The organism is Kitasatospora atroaurantiaca (assembly GCF_007828955.1).
GTDB classification, from domain to species: Bacteria; Actinomycetota; Actinomycetes; order Streptomycetales; family Streptomycetaceae; genus Kitasatospora; species Kitasatospora atroaurantiaca.
In genome coordinates, this window is the sequence record NZ_VIVR01000001.1 from 1,175,648 (window position 1) to 1,195,415 (window position 19,768).

18 protein-coding genes and 1 riboswitch are annotated in these 19,768 nt (G+C 71.1%); of the genes, 7 read left to right on the plus strand and 11 right to left on the minus strand.

What is annotated here, in order from left to right:
* The first annotated feature begins 300 nt into the window (after positions 1-300).
* Positions 301-461, plus strand: a riboswitch (cyclic di-AMP (ydaO/yuaA leader).
* Together FB465_RS05360 and FB465_RS05365 are read left to right on the plus strand one after the other, a co-directional pair.
* On the plus strand, positions 446-1,612 hold the full coding sequence (locus FB465_RS05360; RefSeq protein ID WP_145788062.1) for a transglycosylase family protein: 1,167 nt from the start codon (positions 446-448) through the stop codon (positions 1,610-1,612). Its footprint overlaps the riboswitch before it by 16 nt.
* Positions 1,613-1,731: 119 nt before the next feature.
* Positions 1,732-1,932: a hypothetical protein gene (locus FB465_RS05365; RefSeq protein WP_145788064.1), complete on the plus strand. Its 201-nt coding sequence runs from the start codon at positions 1,732-1,734 to the stop codon at positions 1,930-1,932.
* Between the two features lie 125 nt (positions 1,933-2,057).
* Here the strand turns inward: FB465_RS05365 and FB465_RS05370 are convergent, their stop codons facing one another.
* The 9 genes from FB465_RS05370 to FB465_RS05405 all read right to left on the minus strand — a co-directional run bounded on the left by FB465_RS05370 (position 2,058) and on the right by FB465_RS05405 (position 13,954).
* Entirely contained in the window at positions 2,058-2,807 is a 750-nt protein-coding gene (locus FB465_RS05370) for a hypothetical protein (RefSeq protein WP_145788066.1), read from the minus strand.
* 141 nt (positions 2,808-2,948) lie between these two features.
* Positions 2,949-3,992: a LacI family DNA-binding transcriptional regulator gene (locus FB465_RS05375; RefSeq protein WP_145788067.1), complete on the minus strand. Its 1,044-nt coding sequence runs from the start codon at positions 3,990-3,992 to the stop codon at positions 2,949-2,951.
* Between the two features lies 1 nt (position 3,993).
* Entirely contained in the window at positions 3,994-5,709 is a 1,716-nt protein-coding gene (locus FB465_RS05380) for a glycoside hydrolase family 13 protein (protein ID WP_145788069.1), read from the minus strand.
* A 117-nt stretch (positions 5,710-5,826) separates the two neighbouring features.
* Positions 5,827-6,735: a sugar ABC transporter permease gene (locus FB465_RS05385; protein ID WP_145797146.1), complete on the minus strand. Its 909-nt coding sequence runs from the start codon at positions 6,733-6,735 to the stop codon at positions 5,827-5,829.
* Between the two features lie 50 nt (positions 6,736-6,785).
* Complete coding sequence (locus FB465_RS05390; RefSeq protein WP_145788070.1) at positions 6,786-7,787, minus strand: carbohydrate ABC transporter permease; 1,002 nt, start codon at positions 7,785-7,787, stop codon at positions 6,786-6,788.
* 132 nt (positions 7,788-7,919) lie between these two features.
* Positions 7,920-9,203, minus strand: a complete 1,284-nt coding sequence (locus FB465_RS05395; RefSeq protein ID WP_145788072.1) for an extracellular solute-binding protein — start codon at positions 9,201-9,203, stop codon at positions 7,920-7,922.
* Between the two features lie 559 nt (positions 9,204-9,762).
* Positions 9,763-10,830 carry an aldose epimerase family protein gene (locus FB465_RS05400; protein ID WP_145788074.1) on the minus strand — a complete coding sequence of 356 codons (1,068 nt, stop codon included), beginning with the start codon at positions 10,828-10,830 and terminating at the stop codon, positions 9,763-9,765.
* A gap of 160 nt (positions 10,831-10,990) precedes the next feature.
* Positions 10,991-11,299, minus strand: coding sequence for a hypothetical protein (locus tag FB465_RS37670; RefSeq protein WP_342791779.1), 309 nt, complete (start codon positions 11,297-11,299; stop codon positions 10,991-10,993).
* Positions 11,300-11,455: 156 nt separating this feature from the next.
* Entirely contained in the window at positions 11,456-13,954 is a 2,499-nt protein-coding gene (locus tag FB465_RS05405; RefSeq protein ID WP_342791780.1) for an ATP-binding protein, read from the minus strand.
* A 260-nt stretch (positions 13,955-14,214) separates the two neighbouring features.
* Between FB465_RS05405 and FB465_RS05410 the strand changes: the two genes are divergently transcribed.
* The 3 genes from FB465_RS05410 to FB465_RS05420 all read left to right on the plus strand — a co-directional run bounded on the left by FB465_RS05410 (position 14,215) and on the right by FB465_RS05420 (position 17,252).
* Positions 14,215-15,165 (plus strand): terpene synthase family protein, encoded by a 951-nt coding sequence (locus FB465_RS05410; RefSeq protein ID WP_145788075.1) that lies wholly within the window; start codon positions 14,215-14,217, stop codon positions 15,163-15,165.
* Positions 15,166-15,352: 187 nt separating this feature from the next.
* Positions 15,353-16,876: an acetaldehyde dehydrogenase ExaC gene (exaC, locus tag FB465_RS05415; protein ID WP_145788077.1), complete on the plus strand. Its 1,524-nt coding sequence runs from the start codon at positions 15,353-15,355 to the stop codon at positions 16,874-16,876.
* A gap of 1 nt (position 16,877) precedes the next feature.
* On the plus strand, positions 16,878-17,252 hold the full coding sequence (locus FB465_RS05420; protein ID WP_145788080.1) for a DUF779 domain-containing protein: 375 nt from the start codon (positions 16,878-16,880) through the stop codon (positions 17,250-17,252).
* Between the two features lie 11 nt (positions 17,253-17,263).
* On the opposite strand, the gene FB465_RS05425 is transcribed toward FB465_RS05420, so the two are convergent.
* Together FB465_RS05425 and FB465_RS05430 are read right to left on the minus strand one after the other, a co-directional pair.
* Positions 17,264-17,524 carry an SHOCT domain-containing protein gene (locus tag FB465_RS05425; RefSeq protein WP_145788082.1) on the minus strand — a complete coding sequence of 87 codons (261 nt, stop codon included), beginning with the start codon at positions 17,522-17,524 and terminating at the stop codon, positions 17,264-17,266.
* A gap of 6 nt (positions 17,525-17,530) precedes the next feature.
* The gene (locus FB465_RS05430; RefSeq protein ID WP_145788084.1) at positions 17,531-17,959 is read right to left on the minus strand and encodes a DUF6325 family protein; all 429 of its coding nucleotides are present in this window, start codon (positions 17,957-17,959) and stop codon (positions 17,531-17,533) included.
* A 169-nt stretch (positions 17,960-18,128) separates the two neighbouring features.
* Between FB465_RS05430 and FB465_RS05435 the strand changes: the two genes are divergently transcribed.
* Positions 18,129-18,455, plus strand: a complete 327-nt coding sequence (locus tag FB465_RS05435; RefSeq protein ID WP_145788086.1) for a nuclear transport factor 2-like protein — start codon at positions 18,129-18,131, stop codon at positions 18,453-18,455.
* Between the two features lie 141 nt (positions 18,456-18,596).
* Positions 18,597-19,622, plus strand: a complete 1,026-nt coding sequence (locus FB465_RS05440) for a LacI family DNA-binding transcriptional regulator (protein ID WP_145788087.1) — start codon at positions 18,597-18,599, stop codon at positions 19,620-19,622.
* Positions 19,623-19,768: the final 146 nt, after the last annotated feature.

Consider the following 19,768-nt stretch of genomic DNA (forward strand, 5'->3'; position numbering starts at 1 on the left):
CCGGGCTCGGGTGGTTCCTCCTGAAGCGCCATGATCGACTAGCCCTCCCCCAGGCCGCATACCGGCTCCGTCGTCTGAAGCATAGGCAAGTCCCGGAGGGGGCTGGGGATTTGCTCGAAAGCGGCCGATTCCGACCGGGCCGACCAATCAAGTTCGGACACGAAGCTACCGGAAACGATCTGTGACCCAGGTCACAGGTGTTTGCAGTTTCAACTTAAGTCTGTCTAACGTGCTCCCCTGTTCGTGGTCACACGGACCCACTCATCCGGAACGCCGAGTCCTGCCGCCGGGTGAGTCGGCAACGCAGAAACGCACCACGGCAGGGGCGGGGGAACCAGGTAAGTCGCCCGGAGGCGGTCCTCGGACCGACTCGGGGCTTGGGGTGAAGCCGTGCTCAGCACGGCCGGGCAACTCCAGCCCGAATCCGACAGCTCACCTCGCAGGCGTGGGAGAGGAACGCATCTTCATGCTGCCCGTCAACGCCACCACGCGTACCCGCCGACTGATCGCCGCCACCGGCGTGGTCGGCCTCGGTCTCTCGATCCCGTGCTTCACCGCCGGCGCCGCCTCGGCCGCCCCCGTCTCCACCTGGGACAAGGTCGCCCAGTGCGAGAGCAGCGGCGACTGGAGCATCAACACCGGCAACGGCTTCTACGGTGGTCTGCAGTTCACCTCCAGCACCTGGGCCGCGTACGGCGGTCACCAGTACGCCGCCCAGGCGAACCAGGCCACGAAGGCCCAGCAGATCTCCGTCGCCGAGAAGGTCCTCGCCGACCAGGGCCCCGGCGCCTGGCCGGTCTGCTCCGTCAAGGCCGGTCTGACCAAGGGCGGCGCCCCCGCCCAGGTCGACACCAGCTCCTCCTCGTCCTCCGCCGCGGCGTCGCGCTCCGAGACCCGCGCCGCTGCCCCCAAGGCCGCCCCGCAGGCCGCCGCGCCGAAGACCGAGGCCCCCAAGGCCACCACCACCACGGACAAGACCTACACCGTGGTGTCCGGCGACTGGCTGTCGACCATCGCCCAGAAGAACAACGTCGAGGGCGGCTGGCAGAAGCTGTACGACCTCAACAAGTCGCTGCTGACCTCGGGCCCGGACCTCATCTACCCCGGTCAGAAGCTCGCGCTCGGCACGACGACCACCACGGCCGCCGCCCCGCAGCAGGCCGCTCCGCAGGCCGCCGCGCCGAAGCACAGCACCACGACGACCACGGCCAAGCGCGCCACGACCTCCGCGGTCAAGGCCTCGAACGTGACCGGCAGCAAGGCCGCCGCGATCAACTTCGCGCTCTCCAAGGTCGGCCAGGCGTACGTCTACGGCGGCAGCAGCAACGGCGGCTGGGACTGCTCCGGCCTGACCCAGGCGGCCTTCCGCGCGGCCGGCATCGCGCTGCCCCGCGTGGCCGCCGACCAGGCCGACGCCAGCACCCGCGTCTCGCTGGACAACCTGCAGCCGGGCGACCTGCTGTTCTGGTCCAGCAACGGCAGCAACTCCGGCGTCCACCACGTCGCCCTCTACGTCGGTGACGGCAAGTACGTCGAGGCCGCCAACCCGCGCGCCGGCGTGAGGACCGAGACCATCAGCAACTGGGCCCCGGACTTCGCCGGCCGGATCTGACGCCTCGGAAGTACCCGCAGGACACTGCCCCCGGAGAACTGGTCGTCTCCGGGGGCAGTCCCCTGTCCCCGCCCGGCCGGGCGGGGCATGCTGCTCTCCTGCCCCGAGGAGGAGTCGCCATGGCCCAGATCACCGTCACGCTCGATGCCGACCTCGCGATCGAGGTCATGCTGCTCTCCGGCACGAAGAACCCGCAGGACGCGGTCGAGCTGATCGTCCGTGACTTCCTGGCCAGGGGTCGCCGCACCGAGGCCCGTACCGGCGACGCCGCCGACGCGCAGCGCGCCGACAGCCCGAAGCCGATCGCCCAGGAGGGCTGAGAGCGGGCAACCGCTCAGGATCGGGCTACCCCAGGGGGCGCGGGGAACTGCGCGAGACCGGAAGGCAGCGACCTGCGCCCTCCCGCTTCGCGCAGTTCCGCACGCCCCTGGGGCACCCCGCAGCATCACTCACCGACGGACGGCTTGCCCGCGATCGCGTCGTAGACCCTGATGCGCAGACGGCGCTGCCAGCCCTCGCGCTGTTCGCGTGCCCGGGCCCGGGCGTCCTTCCGACTGCCCTCCGGGTAGCGGGCCCGCGCCCAGGGCGAGCCGGGGCGGGCCAGCCGGAGGGCCCCGACCACCGCGAAGATGGGCACCAGCATCCCGATCAGCCCGGTGAAGGCCTTGCCCTTGCTGAGCGCGACCAGCGCGAAGCCGGCGTTGACGACGACCGTGCCGGCGTACGTCCAGCCGGAGGCCGGGGCGCCGTCCGTGGAGGCCTGGTCGACACCGAACGGTGCCGCGCCGAGCAGCAGCAGTCCGCAGACCGCCGCGCCGAGCACCACGGTGTCCACCGAGAGCCGGCCCTCCTCGGACCAGTAGACGTCCCGCAGGTGCAGGATCAGCGCGAACTCGTCGAGTACGAGCGCCGTGCCGATGCCGAACAGTGCGCCCGCGATCTCGGCCCAGGGCCTCTTGTCGCCGACCGGCGAGGCCAGCCCGAGGCCGGCGATGATCATGAAGACCACGCCGAAGACCACGTGGTGGATGTGCAGCCCGCCTGACGCCACGTTCCCCGGCCACCAGGACACCTCGGCCCGGATCATCCGCACGCTGAGCCGGATGAAGAAGAACGCCCCGAGGAAGCCCAGCAGCAGGAAGAGCAGCGGCTGCTTGCCCGGGTCCAGGATCTCCTGCCGGTACCAGTCGCCCATCGGTCAGGCCTCCGTCACGGGAGGCCTGGGCTTCGCTGCCGTCTCCGCGGTCTGCTCGGATCTCATGATCCAAGGCTGGCACGGACACAGCACGACGGCCCTGCGGAGCAGCTGCTCCGCAGGGCCGTTCAGCTGATCGGTCTACTTCGGGTTGGCCCCGGTGGAGCCGCGCATCACCAGTTCGGGCTGGAACATGAACTCGGCGCGCTGCGCCGGGTTCCCGCCGACCTCCTCGAGCAGGGCGTCCACCGCGGCGGTGGCCATCGCCTCGACCGGCTGGCGGATGGTGGTCAGCGGCGGTTCGGTGAACGCTATCAGCGGCGAGTCGTCGAAGCCGACCACCGAGACGTCCTGCGGCACCGAGAGGCCGCGCTGGCGCACCGCGCGGATCGCGCCGAGCGCCATCATGTCGCTGCCGCAGACGATCGCCGTGCAGCCCTTGTCGAGCAGCGCGTTGGCCGCCGCGTGCCCGCCCTCCACGCTGAACAGCGTGTGGTGGACCAGCCCCTCGGCCTCCTCGGGCGTGCGGCCCAGCAGCTCCTGGACGGCCGCGGTGAAGCCCTCGATCTTGCGCAGCACCGGGACGTACCGGCGCTGGCCGACGGCCAGGCCGATCTTCTCGTGGCCGAGCTCGACCAGGTGCTGCACCGCCATCCACATCGCGGCGCGGTCGTCCGGCGAGATGAACGGTGCGGCGATCTTCTCGCTGTAGCCGTTGATCAGCACGAACGGCACCTGGCGGCCGGTCAGCTTCGCGTACCGGTCGTGGTCGGCCGTGGAGTCCGCATGCAGGCCGGAGACGAAGACGATGCCCGCGACCCCCCGCTCGACCAGCATCTCCACCAGTTCGTCCTCGGTGGAGCCGCCGGGCGTCTGGGTGCAGAGCACCGGCGTGTACCCGTGCCGGCTGAGCACCTGCTCGATGACCTGGGCCAGCGCCGGGAAGATGGGGTTGCTCAGCTCAGGGGTGATCAGGCCGATCAGGCCCGCGCTGCGCTGGCGCAGCCGGGTGGGCCGCTCGTAGCCGAGGACGTCGAGCGCCGCCAGCACGGTCTGCCGTGTGGTGGCGGAGACGCCCGCCTTGCCGTTGAGGACGCGGCTGACGGTCGCTTCGCTGACCCCCGCCTGCGCCGCGATGTCCGAGAGTCGCGCCGTAGTCACGATCCCAGAGCCTATTGCAACCATGTCAGACCGCCCACCAAATGGTGCTGTCAGCCGGCAGGACCGTCTCCCCGTCCACCGCGACAGCCTCGGTGGAGGACAGCAGGATACGACCGGGTGCCGCTATCCGGACAGGCTCACCCGTGGTGTTCACGGTGCAGACGAAGGAGCCCTGACGTCCGAAGATCAGGACGCCCTCCGGGGAGTCCAGCCAGGTGACCTCGGTGCCGGCGCCCAGCGCGGGGTGCTCGCGGCGGACGGCCAGCGCGCTGCGGTAGAGCTCCAGGGTGGAGGTCGGGTCGCCGGTCTGGGCCTCGACGCTCAGGCCGGCCCACGCGGCGGGCTGCGGCAGCCAGCTCGGGCCGCCCACGGTCGGGCCGAAGCCGTACGGGGCCTCGGTGCCGGACCACGGGATCGGGACGCGGCAGCCGTCGCGGTAGCCGTCCTGGCCGGCCTGGCGGAAGAAGGACGGGTCCTGGCGGACCTCGTCCGGCAGGTCGGTGACGTCCGGCAGGCCGAGCTCCTCGCCCTGGTAGACGTACGCCGAGCCGGGCAGCGCCAGCATCAGCAGGGTGGCGGCGCGGGCGCGGCGCAGGCCGAGCTCGCGGTCGCCGGCGGTGCGGATCTGAGTGCCGCCGGGCGGGTTGGCGAAGCGGGTGGCGTGCCGGGTGACGTCGTGGTTGGAGAGCACCCAGGTGGCGGGGGCGTCGACCGGGCGCATCGCGTCCAGCGAGACGTCGATGACCTCGCGCAGCTCCGTGGCGTCCCAGTAGGTGCCCAGGTACTGGAAGTTGAAGGCCTGGTGCAGCTCGTCGGGCCGGACGTAGTTGGCGGTGCGCCGGACGGTCGGGGTCCAGGCCTCGGCGACGGCTATCCGGTCGCCGGGGTACTCGTCGAGGATGGTGCGCCAGGTGCGGTAGATCTCGTGCACGCCGTCCTGGTCGAAGAACGGCATCACGTCGTTGCCGAGCAGCTTGAGCTGGTCGTGCGCGCCCAGGTCGGGCAGGCCCTCGGCCTTGACCAGGCCGTGGGCGACGTCGATCCGGAAGCCGTCCACACCCATGTCCAGCCAGAAGCGCAGGATCGAGCGGAACTCGTCGGCGACGGCCGGGTTCTCCCAGTTGAAGTCGGGCTGCTCCGGGGCGAACAGGTGCAGGTACCAGTCGCCGGGGGTGCCGTCGGGGTTCTTCGAGCGCGTCCAGGCGGGGCCGCCGAAAATGGACTCCCAGTCGTTCGGCGGGAGTTCACCGTTCTCGCCCTTGCCGGGGCGGAAGTGGTACCGCTCGCGCAGCGCGGAGCCCTCGCCCTCGCGCAGGGCGCGCTGGAACCACTCGTGCTGGTCCGAGGAGTGGTTGGGGACGAGGTCCACGATGATCCGCAGGCCCAGCTCGTGGGCGTCGCGGATCAGGGCGTCGGCGTCCAGCAGGTTGCCGAACATCGGGTCCACCGCACGGTAGTCGGCGACGTCGTAGCCGGCGTCGGCCTGCGGGGAGGCGTAGAACGGCGAGAGCCAGACCGCGTCGACGCCCAGGTCCCGCAGGTAGGGCAGGCGGCTGCGGATGCCGGGCAGGTCTCCCATGCCGTCGCCGTTGGAGTCGGCGAAGCTGCGCGGGTACACCTGGTAGATGACCGCATCCCGCCACCAGCCTCTGGACTCGCCCGCGTTCGCTGCGACCGCGCCGGCGGCGGGAGCGGGGACGACGGCGGCGGGCCGGGAGGTGTCGGCCAGGTTCTGGGTCATGGACAGTCATCCCTTGGGGACTAGGTGTCGTCCCGGCCGCCCTCGGTCGGGCGGCCGGTTCGCGGCAACAGGCAGAAGGAGAAGCTTGACTGACGGTACGTCAGACTTGCTTGACGATCAGGACTTCGCGGCACCGGCGGTGAGGCCGGCGACCAGGTGACGCTGCACCAGGTAGAACACCAGGGCGGCCGGGATGGCGATCAGTACGGAGGTGGCGGCCATCAGGTTCCACTGGCTCTCGTACTGGCTGATGAAGGTCTGAAGGCCGACGGCGAGCGTGTACTTGCCGGAGCTGAGCATGAAGGTCGAGGCGTAGGCGACCTCGGCCCAGGCGGTGAGGAAGGAGTAGAAGGCCGCCACCGCCAGGCCCGGGCGGGCCAGCGGGATGATCAGCCGCCAGAAGGTGCCGAAGGGGCTGAGCCCGTCGACCCGGCCGGCCTCGTCGATCTCCACCGGGATGGTGTCGAAGTAGCCCTTGAGCAGCCAGGCGCAGTACGGGACGGTGGTGGCCGAGTAGACCATGATCAGGCCGAGGTAGCCGTCCAGCAGCTGCAGCTCGGAGAGAATCGTGTACATCGGCACGATCAGCACGGCGATCGGGAACATCTGCGTGACCAGCAGGGTCCACATCAGCTGGCGGTGCCCGGCGAAGCGCATCCGGGAAACGGCGTAGCCGGTGGTCGCCGCGACCAGGACACCGAACACGGTGGTACCGCCGGCCACGATCACCGAGTTGCCGAACCAGGTGAAGAAGTCGGTGTCGAACAGCACCTTGGAGTAGTTCGACAGCGTCGCCTTGTCGAAGATGGCTCCGGGGTGCAGGTAGTCCATCTTGTCCGGGCCGAGCGAGATGAACCCGATGTAGAGGACCGGGAAGAGCGCGATCAGGCTGGCCACGACCAGGGCGCCGTGCGAGAGCGCGGAGACCAGCGGGCTGCTCTCGCCGCGGCGGCGGAACTTGGCCGGCCGGGCTGCCGGTACCGGCTCTGCGGGGGTGGTGGCGGGTCGTTCGGTGGTGGCGGTCATCTGCTTGCCTGCCTCGTCGTGGTCACTGGGCTGCGTGGGGCTGACGGTCGTCATCCGGCCGCCTCCTCGTTCCGGGCCAGCCAACGGCGGTAGAAGCTGGTGAAGACGATCAGGATCGAGAGCAGCAGCACGCCGTAGGTGGCCGACTGGGCATAGTCCCGGGGCTGCTGGCCGAAGCCGAGGCGGTAGGCCCAGGTGACCAGGATCTGCGCGTCGGGGGCGCCGGCGCCGAAGAGCAGGAAGATGACGGCGAACTGGTTGAAGGTCCAGATCACGCCGAGCAGCACGACCGTGCTGCTGACGCTGCGCAGACCGGGCAGGGTCACGTGGCGGAACCGCTGCCAGGGCGTGGCACCGTCCATCTCGGCAGCCTCGTAGAGCTCGGCCGGGATGGACTGCAGGCCGCCCAGCAGCGAGATCATCATGAACGGCACGCCGACCCAGGTGTTGACGATGATCGCGGCGGCCTTCTGGGCCAGCGGATCGGCGAGCCAGGAGGGCTCGGGCAGACCGACCGAGCCGAGGACGGCGTTGACCACGCCGCCGTCGGCGAGCATCAGCCGCCAGGAGAAGATGGTGACGAAGGTCGGCACCGCCCAGGGCAGGATCAGCAGCAGCCGGTAGAGGCCGCGGGCGCGCAGCTTCTGGTTCATCAGCAGGGCGAGGCCCAGCCCGGTGGCGTAGGTGACGGTGACGCAGATGACCGTCCACGCAATGGTCCAGACGAAGTGCGACCAGAACCGGTCGTACGAGCCGGGGCCCCAGAGCACGTCGGCGTAGTTGTGCAGGCCGATGAAGTGGTAGCTGGCGGGGATGTGCTTGACGCCGATGGTGCGCGCCGAGTTGAGGCTGTTGGCGTCGGTGAGCGTCAGGTAGATGCCGTTGATCAGCGGGTAGCCGACCAGCACGCCCAGCACGATGACGACGGGCGCGACCATCGCGTACGCGTACCAGTACTTGCTGTACGAGAGCTTGACGCGCTGCACGAGACCGGGACGCGGTTCGCGGTCACGGCTGCCCTTGCTGGGAGCGCCCTGCACGGCGACTGCCATTCTTGACACCTTTTCGGGAGGTCCGCCGCCTCGCTACGGCGACTGCTTTTCGTACGGGGGTGGCCTGACGGGCCGACGGCCGGAGGCCGCCCGGCCCACCCGGTGAGGGGCGGGCCGAGCGGCTCGGGGTGCTTACTTGCCGAAGCCGGGGAGCAGCTTCGCGTAGTCGACGGCGGTGGCGTCCAGGCCGGCCTGGGTGCTCGACTGGTTCTGCACGATCTTGCCGAGGTTGGTGCCGATCGAGCCGAAGAGCGAGCTGTACTCGGGCAGCTCCGGGCGCGGCTGGGCGCTCGAGAGGATCGCCTGGAAGCCGGCAATGCCCGGGTTGGCCTTGACCTCGGCGGTGTACGCGTCGGCGCGGGTCGGCAGGGTGGAGTTCTTCAGCGCGAGGAAGGTCTGGCTCTCGGCGGAGGTCAGGAACCCGGCGAGCTTCTCGGCCGCGGCCTTGTGGGCGGCGTCGGAGCCGGCGTAGACCGAGACGTTGTGACCGCCGGTCGGGGCGCCCGCCTTGCCGGTGGAACCGGCCGGGACGGCGGCGATGCCGAGGTTGGCCTTGTCGGCGAAGGCCGAGCCCTTGTAGATGTTGGTGATCTCCCACGGGCCCTGGATGATCGCCGCGACCTTGCCGCTGTTGAAGGCGTCCATCATGTGGGCGTACGAGTCCGTGGTCACGTCGGCCTTGACGGTGCCGGGCGCGGTGAACATGGTCTTGTAGGTCTCGACGGCCTTGGCGGCCTCAGGCGAGGAGATGGTGATCTTCTTGCCCGCGGCGTCCACCATGTTGGTGCCCTCGCCGTAGAGGAACGGCATCGCGTAGTAGCCGTCGCCGGCCCGCATGAAGAAGCCGTCCACGCCCGCCTTGTCCTTGAGGAGCGCGGCGTCGGCCTTCAGCTCGTCCCAGGTGGCGGGGGCCTTGGTGATGCCGGCCTTGGCGAACAGCGCCTTGTTGTAGAGCAGGCCCAGGGTGTCGGTGACCAACGGCGCACCGTAGATCTTGCCGTCGTACTTGGCCTGCTGGATCAGGCTCGGCTGGAAGGCGGCGGCGTCGGCGACGGCCGGGGTGCCGTCGAGCGGCTCGAGGTAGCCGCCCTTGGCGAAGGCGGAGGTCCAGCCGACCTCGGCGCGGAAGGCGTCCGGGGCCCCCGTGGCTCCCATGGCGGTCTGCAGCTTGTTCTGCGCCTGGTCGAACGGGACGTTGACGAAGTTGACCTTGATGTTCGGGTTGGCGGCCTCGAACTTCTTGACCAGCTCCTGGTAGTTCGGCGCCTCGTTGGTGGCGTTGGAGGTGTCCCAGTAGGTGATGGTGACCGGGCCGCTGTCGGCCTTGCTGTCAGAACCGGAGCCGCTGCTGCCACAGGCTGCCATCGAGACCGCGAGGGCCGCAACGAGGGCAGAGGCCGCGATGCCACGCCGCATGAGAACTCCTAGAAAGGTGGGGGTGCCCGAGATGGTGGAGGACGGCGCATAATGGCTGTCCCGTGCCGACTGCGCCGTTGCGGCCGTCGGGCTTGGGGAGGAACGTAACAGCGATGCAATCGCTGCGGAAAGGTCTTGCAGCAAGTTTCTGCAAGATCCTGCGATCGTTACGCGCGCGTGTCCTGCACGTTGCCGCATGGTAGTGGACAGACGATCGGATTGCCGCATTCTGTCCGATTCGCCCGGGCCCGCAGGGTGGCATCCCTACCGAGAGTGGCCGCAAGAAGCCTTGCAGCCACAGCAGGCCGGGCCGGTGTAAGAGCCTCCCGCAATCGGGGGGTGGGTGAGGATGGGCCCCTCCTGGCCGAAGGCGGGCAAGGAGGGAGGGGCGAGAGCCGAGTCCGGCAAGGCGGAGGTGGGGGCACCTCCCGGCCGAAGGCTGGGGCGGAATAGCAGCGGAGCTACGGCGACCGACGACAACGCGGTCCAGGCGAGAGCTACCGGCCCGCGACGCCGCCCCCCGATTGCCGGAGGCTCTAAGGCCCCTCGGACCGGCCGGTCAGCTCACGCCGAAGCGGAGCACGGTGGTGGACCGGAACTCCTCCCCCGGGCGCAGCACCGTGCTCGGGTAGGACGGCTGGTGCGGCGAGTCCGGGTGGTGCTGGGTCTCCAGGGCGATCCCCGCGTACGGCCCGTACGGGACACCGCGGGCGCCCGTCACCGCGCCCTGGAAGTTGTTGGCCGTGTAGACCTGCACGCCCGGTTCGGTGGTGAGGACCTCCAGCGTGCGCCCACTGCCCGGGTCCTCCAGGAAGGCGGCGCGAGCGGGGGTGCCGTCCGCGGGGCGGGCGCGGAGCACCCAGTTGTGGTCGTAGCCGCCCGGGCCGCGCAGCTGCGGGTGGTCGTCGTTGATGCCCTTGCCGACCGGGCGCGCGGTGGTGAAGTCGAAGGGGGTTCCGGCCACCGGCTCGTACGGGCCCAGCGGGATCTGCCGCTCGTCGGCGGGGGTGTACCGGTCGGCGTCCAGGGTGAGCAGGTGCCCGAGGACGTCGCCGCTGCCCTCGCCCGCGAGGTTGAAGTAGGCGTGGTTGGTCAGATTGACCACGGTGGGGCGGGTGGTGACGGCCCGGTAGTCGATCGACAGGGTGGCGGCCGCGAGCGTGTAGGAGACCGAGACGTCCAGCGCACCGGGGAAGCCCTGGTCGCCGTCCGGGCTGTGCAGCTGGAGGCGGACGCCGCCGGGGATCTCCTCGGCCTGCCAGATCCGGCTCGCGAAGCCGTCCGGCCCGCCGTGCAGGGTGACGCCGTTGCCGGTCGGGGCGAGCCTGTGGTCCTCGCCGTCCAGGGTGATACGGCTGCCGGCGATCCGGTTGGCGTAGCGGCCGACGGTGGTGCCGTAGTGCCGGGCCGGGCCCAGGACGGCGCCCAGGTCGTCGGAGCTGAGCAGCACCTGGGCCCGGCTGCCGGAGCGGTCGGGGGCGGTGACGGCGTGCAGCGTCGCGCCGAGGGTCAGGACGACGGCCTCGATCGGGCCGCTGCGGAGCGTCCAGCGTTCGATGGCCGCGCCCGCGCCGCTCGTGTCGAACGGCTTCCGCCGCACCTCGGTGGACTCTGCCGACCCCGCCATGGCCCGCTCCTCACTGGTGGCCGCATTCCGGCACGGTCACCCCGGTTCGAGATATGTTCGAATCTGAGCGATCTTGTCGTGCTGGGAGCAGCCTAGCCCGGCCGGGCCCGCCGACGGCCGTTACGACCTTCGGCGTGCCCAGGTCGGCCACCCGGGCCGGTCAGTCGGACTGCCCGGGCTCCGGCTCCGGCAACCCGAGGGCCGAGGCCAGGCCCTCGGGGCCGGTGCCGGCCTTGCGGTGGACGGCGGCCAGCCGGCGGTGGACCAGGCTCAGCTGGACGCCCAGCCGCTCGGCGATCCGCTGCGGCGGGACACCCTGGACGGCCAGCTCGGCGACGTCCCACTCGGGCTGGCTGAGCGCGTCCTTGCTGAGGGTGCGCAGGCGGTTGGGCCGCAGGCCCGAGGTGGCCAGCTCCTTGCGGGCGCGGGCCACCAGCCCGTCGGCGCCGCAGTTCTGGGCGAGCTCCATGCCCTGGTAGAGGTACTCGGCGGCGTCCGCGAGCCGGCCCGTCCGCCGCAGCGCCGCGCCCAGGTCGACCAGCGCGAACGCGAGTTCATAGCCGGCCGGGGACTGGGTGAGCCAGCGGACGGACTCCTGCAGCAGCTCGACCGCACGGGTGCCGTCTCACACGGCCGCCTGCAGGCGCAGGGCCGCGCCGATCGCCGAGGCGGAGCCGAACTCCCGGGCTTCCTCGACGGCGCACTCGGCCTCCTTGCGCGCCTCGTCAGGCCGCTCGGCCGCGAGAGCCAGCGCGAGGTGCCCGCGCCAGGGCGCCCAGACGGTGTTGTGCCAGCCCCGGGCATCCAGCTGCGCACCGACCTCGGTGAACGCGGCGATCGCACCCGCCGTGTCCCCCTTGGCCAGCAGCAGCTTGCCGTAGAGCGTCGGCGCGTCCGGCAGGACCATCGCCGTCGGGTGGTAGGGCGGCGCGAAGCGGTACTTCTGCGCGAGGTCCCAGGCCTCCTGCGTCCGGCCGCGGGCGAGCAGGGTGTCGGCGAGCACGCCGACGATGTCCCACTGCAGCGGGATGTCCGGGGCGATCCGCTCGGAGAGCCGCAGACCCCGGCGCAGGAAGTCCTCGGCCTCGGCCAGGAATCCGCGCCGGAAGCGGACCAGGCCCATCAGGAAGTACGCGAAACCGCGGTGCGCACCGGACCAGCCGGCCACCTCGAACTCCAGGATGGCCTCCGAGAAGAGCTTCTCGGCGCGGGCCAGCTGGTCGGTGTAGGTGTACGTCAGGCCGATCAGCGCGGGCAGTTCGAAGCCCCAGGTGGTGCCGGTCCAGCCGAGGCCCTCCGGCAACTTGCCGTCGTCCAGCGCCTGCTCGGCCAGCTCCAGTGCCTGGACGGCCGACTTCCCGCGCAGGGTGAGGTCCCAGGCGCGCATCGCCAGCACCGCTCGCTCCGGCGTGTCACGGCCCGTCAGGGTCAGGGAGAGGTCCTTGAGCCGGCGCGAGCGGTCGGGGCCGTCCTCCTCGTCGCGCTGGAACGCGGCCCACATGAAGTGGGCGGCCTGCAGGCGCAGTTTGCCGGGGCCGGGCGGGGTGCGGTCGGCCTCCGCCTGGCAGACGTCGGCCGCCGCGATCAGCTCGCCCGCGTGGGCGAGCACCTCGGAGAGCCGGAACGTCGCGTCGACCCGCAGCTCGGGGCTGAGCCCGTCCTCCAGGTCCAGGGCCAGCCTGAGCTGGTTGACGGTCGCGGGCGGGTCGGTGAGCAGGGCCGCGCAGCCGGCCTCGTACAGCACCTCGGCGCGGACGTCGTCCTCCGGCGGCTCGTCGAGCGCACGGCGCAGACAGCGCTGCGCGGCCTCCGGCGCACCCATCGCCAGGTGCTCGGCGGCAGCCTTGCGCAGCTTCCGGACGATCAGGTCGTCGCCCTCCGGGTGGGTCTCCAGCAGGTGCCTCGAGGCTTCCAGCAGGGTGCCGCCGGCGTTCTCGATCGCCGTGGCGGCGATGCCGTGCATACCGGTGCGGGTGCCGGACGGCATCGACTGGTAGATCGAGGTGCCGATCAGCGGGTGGACGAAGTCCAGCCGGCCGCTGGGGTTGGTGAAGAGCACCCGGTGCTTGCGCAGCCTGCGGATGGACTCCTCGGTCTCCGCGGGGCCCTGGGCGGAGATGCTGGACACCAGGCTCTGCTTGATGTCGGTGCCGAGCAGCGCGGCGGCCCAGGCGAACCGCAGGGTGGTCGGACCGAGCTTCTCCAGCCAGTACTGGAGCGTCATGCCCTTGGCGGCGGCGGCGAGATCGTGCAGCCGCGGGGCGTTCTCCTCAATCGGGTCGAGGCACTGCTCACGGACCTCGCGCAGCAGCCGCTCGGTGTCGTGCGGGTTGCCGCCGGTGACGGCCCAGACCTGACGGCAGAAGGCGTCGTCGGCCTCCGGGCCGAGGACGTCGTAGACCAGCTCGGCGACCGAGGCGGGGTTGAGCGGACGGAGCTGGTGGTGCCGCTCGGCCCGGGCCTCGATCTGCTGCTGGTAGACCCGGGCCTCGTCGGTGAACTCGTCCCGGTGGGCGAAGACCAGCAGGACCGGGAGATGCCGGGCCCGGACGGCGAACGAGGCGAGCCAGGTGAGCGATTCGAGGTCGGCCCAGTGCAGGTCGTCGACCACCATCACCAACGGCGCCCGCCGTGGGGCGAGTTGGGTGAGGACGTAGTCGAGTCCGTCGCGGACGCCCTGCGGGTCGAGCCGCTCCACCTCGCCGGAGGGCGGCACCAGCCCGACGGCCGGGCCGACGATGCCGTACCAGCCGCCGAACACCTCGCCGCGCTCGGCCTCGGTCAGGCCGCCGAGCACCGGGAGGAGCAACTGCCGTAGGACGTGGAACGGTTCCTTGATCTGGCGCTCGCCACCACGGCCGGAGAGGACGGTGCAGGACTTCTGGAGTTTGGCCAGCCGTCGGACCTCGTCCAGTACGGAGGTCTTGCCGAAGCCGCCGGGGGCCGAGAACACCAGCAGCTCGCCGATCTCGGTGCCGCCCGCCTCGAACTCCCGGCACAGCTTGGTGAGTGCCTGCTCGGCCGAGCGGAGCTCCGAGTCGCGCTCGTGCAGGGCCGTCCGAGGCTCTCCGGCGCCCTGCCCGTGCTCGCCCTCACCCTTCAGCTCGCTCTGCTGTTCGGCCACTGCCGCGCCTCCGCCTCGCCGATCCGTCGTCCTCAAGCCGAGACTAGCGCCGTGCGCGCCCCCATGGGAGGCATTCGCGCAGGCCGGAGACACTTGTAGGGTTCGAGCCGGGTGCCACGGGCAAATGCCCTGATACCTCTAACGTCTGATGATCCGATCAGATACTCTTCGCCCGCGTGGGCCCAGTTGATCATTGCCACGTACAGAACGCAGGGAAACACCAGGCACAGCACCGAACCTTCAGCAGCGCCGGGAGTCCGATGTCCGACGACACCTCACTTGAGCTTTCGTTCCCCCACCGTCGCAGCCCCCATCACGCCCAGGCCGCCGCCCACCACCAGGAGTGGCTCCGCCGCCACCGCGAACTGGCCACCGGTACCAACGAGTTCACCTATGCCCACTGGGACGTCGCCGAACTCGCCGCGGTGAGCTACCCCGAATGCTCGGCCGAGGATCTCGGCCTGGCCACCGACCTCATGGGCTTCTACTTCCTCTTCGACGACCAGTTCGACGGCCCCCTCGGCCGCCGGCCCGACCAGGTCGCCCGGATCTGCGACCGGCTCACCGCAATCGTGCACGGCGCCCGCCCGGCCGGCACCTCGGCGGTCGAGCGCGCCTTCGCGGACCTGTGGCGACGAAGCATCAAGGGCATGCCACCCCGCTGGCGGGCCCGCGCCGCGTACAACTGGGAATGGTACTTCGCGTGCCACCCCTCCGAGGCCGCAGGACGAATTTCTGGCCAAATTCCCGATCGGGAGGCATATCTGATGCTCCGTCGGGGAACGGCGGCGATGGAGACCATCTTCGACATGATCGAACGCCTCGGCCGGTTCGAGGTGCCCCAGACGGTCTTCCACCACCCGCTGCTCCGACAGCTTCGCCAGCTCGCCGCCGACATCCCCTCGCTGAGCAACGACGTCCGCTCGTTCCCGATGGAGGCGCCGCGCGGCGACGTCTGCAACCTGGTGATGATCGTCCAGCAGGAGCGCGGCTGCCCGGCGGAGGAAGCTGGCTCGGTGGTGCTCGCGGAGGCGCAGCTGATGATCGACCGCTTCACCGAACTGAGATCCGAACTCCCCGATGCCTACCGTTGGTTGGCCTTGGACCAGTCCGAACGGGCGGCCGCCCGGCGGTACGCCGACGGGCTGGCGAACTGGCTGGCCGGCTATCTGCGGTGGGAGGCGCGGACGGGCCGGTACGAGCTGGGCTGAGCCTCGACCGGCGGTCCACCACGCACCATGGCGGGCCGGGCAGCACGCGGCTACTGTGCAGCGCGGGGGACGGACTCCCCCGCGCTGAGCACGTGTCAGATCCTTCCGCCGGGCCTCCGACGAGGCCCCTCGCGTCTCCCCGGGCGGGCCGGGGCGGCGCCCTTCGCAGCAGGGAGACACCCACGCCATGACGGTCTACCAGCCCCCGGGTCAGCCCGGCAGTGTCGTCAACTACCGTGCCCGGTACGAGCACTGGATCGGGGGTGAGTGGACGCCCCCGGTGCGCGGGCAGTACTTCGAGAATCCCACCCCGGTGACCGGCCAGGTCTTCTGCGAGGTCGCGCGCGGCACCGCCGAGGACATCGAGGCGGCCCTCGACGCCGCACACGCCGCCGCCCCCGCCTGGGGCCGGACCTCGCCGGCCGAGCGGGCCCAGGTCCTGCTGCGGATCGCCGACCGGATGGCCGAGCACCTGGAGGAGCTGGCGGTCGCCGAGAGCTGGGAGAACGGCAAGCCGGTGCGCGAGACGCTGGCCGCCGACCTGCCTCTGGCGATCGACCACCTGCGCTACTTCGCCGGGGCACTGCGGGCCCAGGAGGGCGGGCTCTCGCAGATCGACGAGGACACCGTCGCCTACCACTTCCACGAGCCGCTGGGCGTCGTCGGGCAGATCATCCCGTGGAACTTCCCGCTGCTGATGGCCATCTGGAAGCTGGCCCCGGCGCTGGCGGCCGGCAACGCGGTGGTGCTCAAGCCGGCCGAGCAGACTCCCGCCTCGATCCTGCTGCTGATGGAGCTGGTCGCCGACCTGCTGCCACCGGGTGTGGTGAACGTGGTGAACGGCTTCGGGGTGGAGGCCGGCAAGCCGCTCGCCGCCAGCCCCCGGATCCGCAAGATCGCCTTCACCGGCGAGACCACCACCGGCCGGCTGATCATGCAGTACGCGAGCGGGAACCTGATCCCGGTCAGCCTGGAGCTCGGCGGCAAGAGCCCGAACCTGTTCTTCGCCGACGTCGCCGCGCAGCAGGACGCCTTCTACGACAAGGCGTTGGAGGGCTTTGCGATGTTCGCCCTCAACCAGGGCGAGGTGTGCACCTGTCCGAGCCGGGCGCTGATCCAGTCCTCGGTCTACGACCGCTTCCTGGGGGACGGCCTGGAGCGGGTCCGGGCGATGCGCCAGGGCAACCCGCTGGACACCGACACCATGGTCGGTGCCCAGGCGAGCAACGACCAGCTGGAGAAGATCCTCTCGTACATCGACATCGGCCAGGCCGAGGGCGCCAAGGTGCTGGCGGGCGGTGAGCGGGTGGACCTCGGCGGGGCGCTGTCGGGCGGCTACTACGTGGCGCCGACGGTCTTCGAGGGCGACAACAGCATGCGGATCTTCCAGGAGGAGATCTTCGGCCCGGTGGTCGCGGTGACCCGCTTCGAGGACTTCGAGGACGGCATCGGGATCGCCAACGACACCCTGTACGGGCTGGGTGCGGGCGTCTGGAGCCGGGACGGCAGCGTGGCCTACCGCGCGGGCCGGGCCATCCAGGCCGGGCGGGTGTGGACCAACTGCTACCACGCCTACCCCGCCCACGCCGCGTTCGGCGGTTACAAGAACTCCGGGATCGGCCGGGAGAACCACAAGATGATGCTCGAGCACTACCAGCAGACCAAGAACCTGCTGGTCAGCTACTCGCCGCAGGCGCTGGGGTTCTTCTAGGATGCGTCCCTCCCAGGTGGCCGTGACGCCGGAGGCGGCCGAGCTGCTGCGGCGGCTGAGCGGTGAGCACGGGCCGCTGATGTTCCATCAGTCCGGCGGCTGCTGCGACGGCTCCGCGCCGATGTGCTACCCGGCCGGGGAGTTCCTCACCTCGGCCGCCGACCACCTGCTCGGCGAGCTGCTGGTGGACGGGCTGGAGCCCGTCCCGGTCTGGATGGCGCGCGACCAGTACGCGTACTGGTCGCACACCCACCTCACCATCGACGTGGTGCCCGGCCGGGGCAGCGGCTTCTCCCTGGAGAGCCCGACGGGCCTGCGCTTCCTGACCCGCTCACGGCTGCTGACGGATGCGGAGGCCCAGGCCCTGGGGCGTTAGCCGGTACGCGCTCACCCCGTGAGGAGCTGCGCCTTCGCCACGGCGAACTCCTCCGGGGTGAGCAGTCCCTGCTGGACCAGCTGCCCCAGCTCGGTCAGCCGGGCCGCGAGATCGGAGCGGGCCGCGAGGTCGGAGCGGGCCCCGAGGTCGGGCCGGGCGGCGCTGTGCCCGGCGGCGTACGCGGCTCCGCCGACCACCAGGCCGCGCACCAGCGGCGCCCCCGGCGGGCGGACGGCGCGGACCGGCCGGATCGGGCGCATGGGTCGGAACATGAGTCCTCACTCTCCGGCCGCGACGCGCGCCCGGGCGACGCGTACGGCCTCTTCGATGTTCTCCGGCGGGATCCGGACGCCCGAGGCGATCCGCCCACCGACCGCCCGCAGAGCCTCGGCCGCCTCCTGGGCCCACACGTGCTCGATCAGCACCAGCAGCGCCACCGTGCCGGGCTCCAGCAGCTCGGCCGCCTCCTGCGCGTCCTCGGGGCCGATCAGTGGCAGCTCGTGCCTGCCGCCCGCGACGACGCCCTTCAGGTGCTCGAAGTCCGCGAGCTCACCGTAGGTGGCCTCGCCGTCGGCATGGCGGGTGACGACCAGTGAGTCGATCACCCGGATGTCCCCGGCGGTGCGCAGCTTGACCAGCGCCGCCGCGGCCGGCGCGGTGATGGTCTCCTGCGGGAACGTCAGGACGAGCAGTTCGGCCGGCCCCATCCCAGGGCTCCCTTCCGGTCGGGATTCCGCCATATCGGGATCCAAGCACACGTACGGTGACAGATCGGGGAAGGCCGAAGCCGCACCTCCGGTCGGAGCAGCGCGGAGTGCGCGGGCACTCACCCTGTGCGACGGTGCTGTCGCCCCATCATCCGTAAGGAGACAGCAGATGACCATCGCCACGGCGAAACTCTCGAACCCCGCCGTCCGCGCCCTCGTCGCCGCGATCAACGCCGGCGACCGCGAGGCCTTCCTGGGCCTGCTCACCCCGGACGCGACGATGTCCGACGACGGGTCGGACCGCGACGTCCAGGAGTGGATCGACAAGGAGATCTTCTCCTCCCACGGCCACATCGAGGTGCGGTCCGAGTCGGACGGCGGCCTCGCCCTGGTCGCCAACTACCGCAACGAGACCTGGGGCGAGATGCGCACGGCATGGCGGTTCACCGTGACGGACGGCGGGAAGATCAGCCGCTTCGAGACCGGCCAGGCCTGAGATCGGATTGGTGAAGCGCTTCGACAGCGGGTCTGGACACAGTCCAAGTGCCTCTCTAAGCTCTCCGGGCAGGACAGCATCGAGCCGCACACAGGACATTGTCGAAGCGCTTCACCACCCGGCGCCCGGCAGCGTCGCGAGATGGAGCACCACATGGTCACGCTCGCCCAGGTCGCCCGGCACGCCGGGGTGTCCCCGAGTACGGTCTCGTACGTCATCAGCGGCAAGCGGTCCATCTCCCAGGACACCCGGCTGCGGGTCGAGCGCAGCATCGCCGAACTCGGCTACCACCCGCACGCGGGGGCCCGGGCGCTGGCGAGCAACCGGTCGAACGTGATCGCGCTGATGATCCCGCTGCGCACCGACATGTTCGTGCCGGTGATGATGGAGATCGCCATCGCCATCACGACCACCGCCCGCCGGTACGCGCACGACGTCCTCCTGCTCACCAGCGAGGAGGGCCCGTCCGCCGTCAAGCGGATCGCGGGCAGCGGGCTCGCCGACGCGATGATCCTGATGGACGTCGAGCTGGAGGACGAGCGGATCCCGCTGCTGCGGCAGACCGGCGCGGCGGCCGCCCTGATCGGGCTGCCGGCCGACCCCACCGGGCTGACCTGCGTCGACCTGGACTTCGAGGCGACGGGCCGGCTGGCCGCCGACCACCTGGCCGATCTCGGCCACCGCGAGGTGGCACTGATCGGCGCGGCGGAGTCGGTCTACCGGCGGCATACCGGGTTCGCCGAGCGCACGCTCGCGGGCTTCCGGCAGCAGGCCTCCGCGCGTGGCCTGAGCTACCTGCACCGCCCCTGCGGCAACGGCCACGAGGCGGCGAGCGGCACGCTCTCCCGCATCCTCGAGGAGCGCCCGCACACCACCGGCTTCGTGGTCCAGAACGAGACCGCACTGCCCCATCTGCTCAGCCAGCTCCGGCAGTCGGGCCGGGCCGTCCCCGAGGACGTCTCGGTGGTCGCGATCTGCCCGGACGACGTCGCCCTCCACTCAGCCCCGCAGCTCACCTCGGTCTCCATCCCCGCCCAGGAGATGGGCCGCCGGGCGGTCGAGCTGGTGATGGCCCAGGCCGCCGGACAGCAGACCTCGGGCCTCACCCTGCTCGGCCCCACCCTCACCGTCCGGGAGAGCAGCGGGCCCGCCCCGCAGATCTCCTGACGCACCATCAGTTCCCACGGGCCCCTCGCGCGCATCGCCGATCACCACCCCCGGCCCACGGGCGCACCCCGCGCCCGTACCCACCGATCCCGCCCGCCGTCCCGCCCCGCCCGGCCGACGGCGCGCCCCGCCCTGCCCGCGCGCAC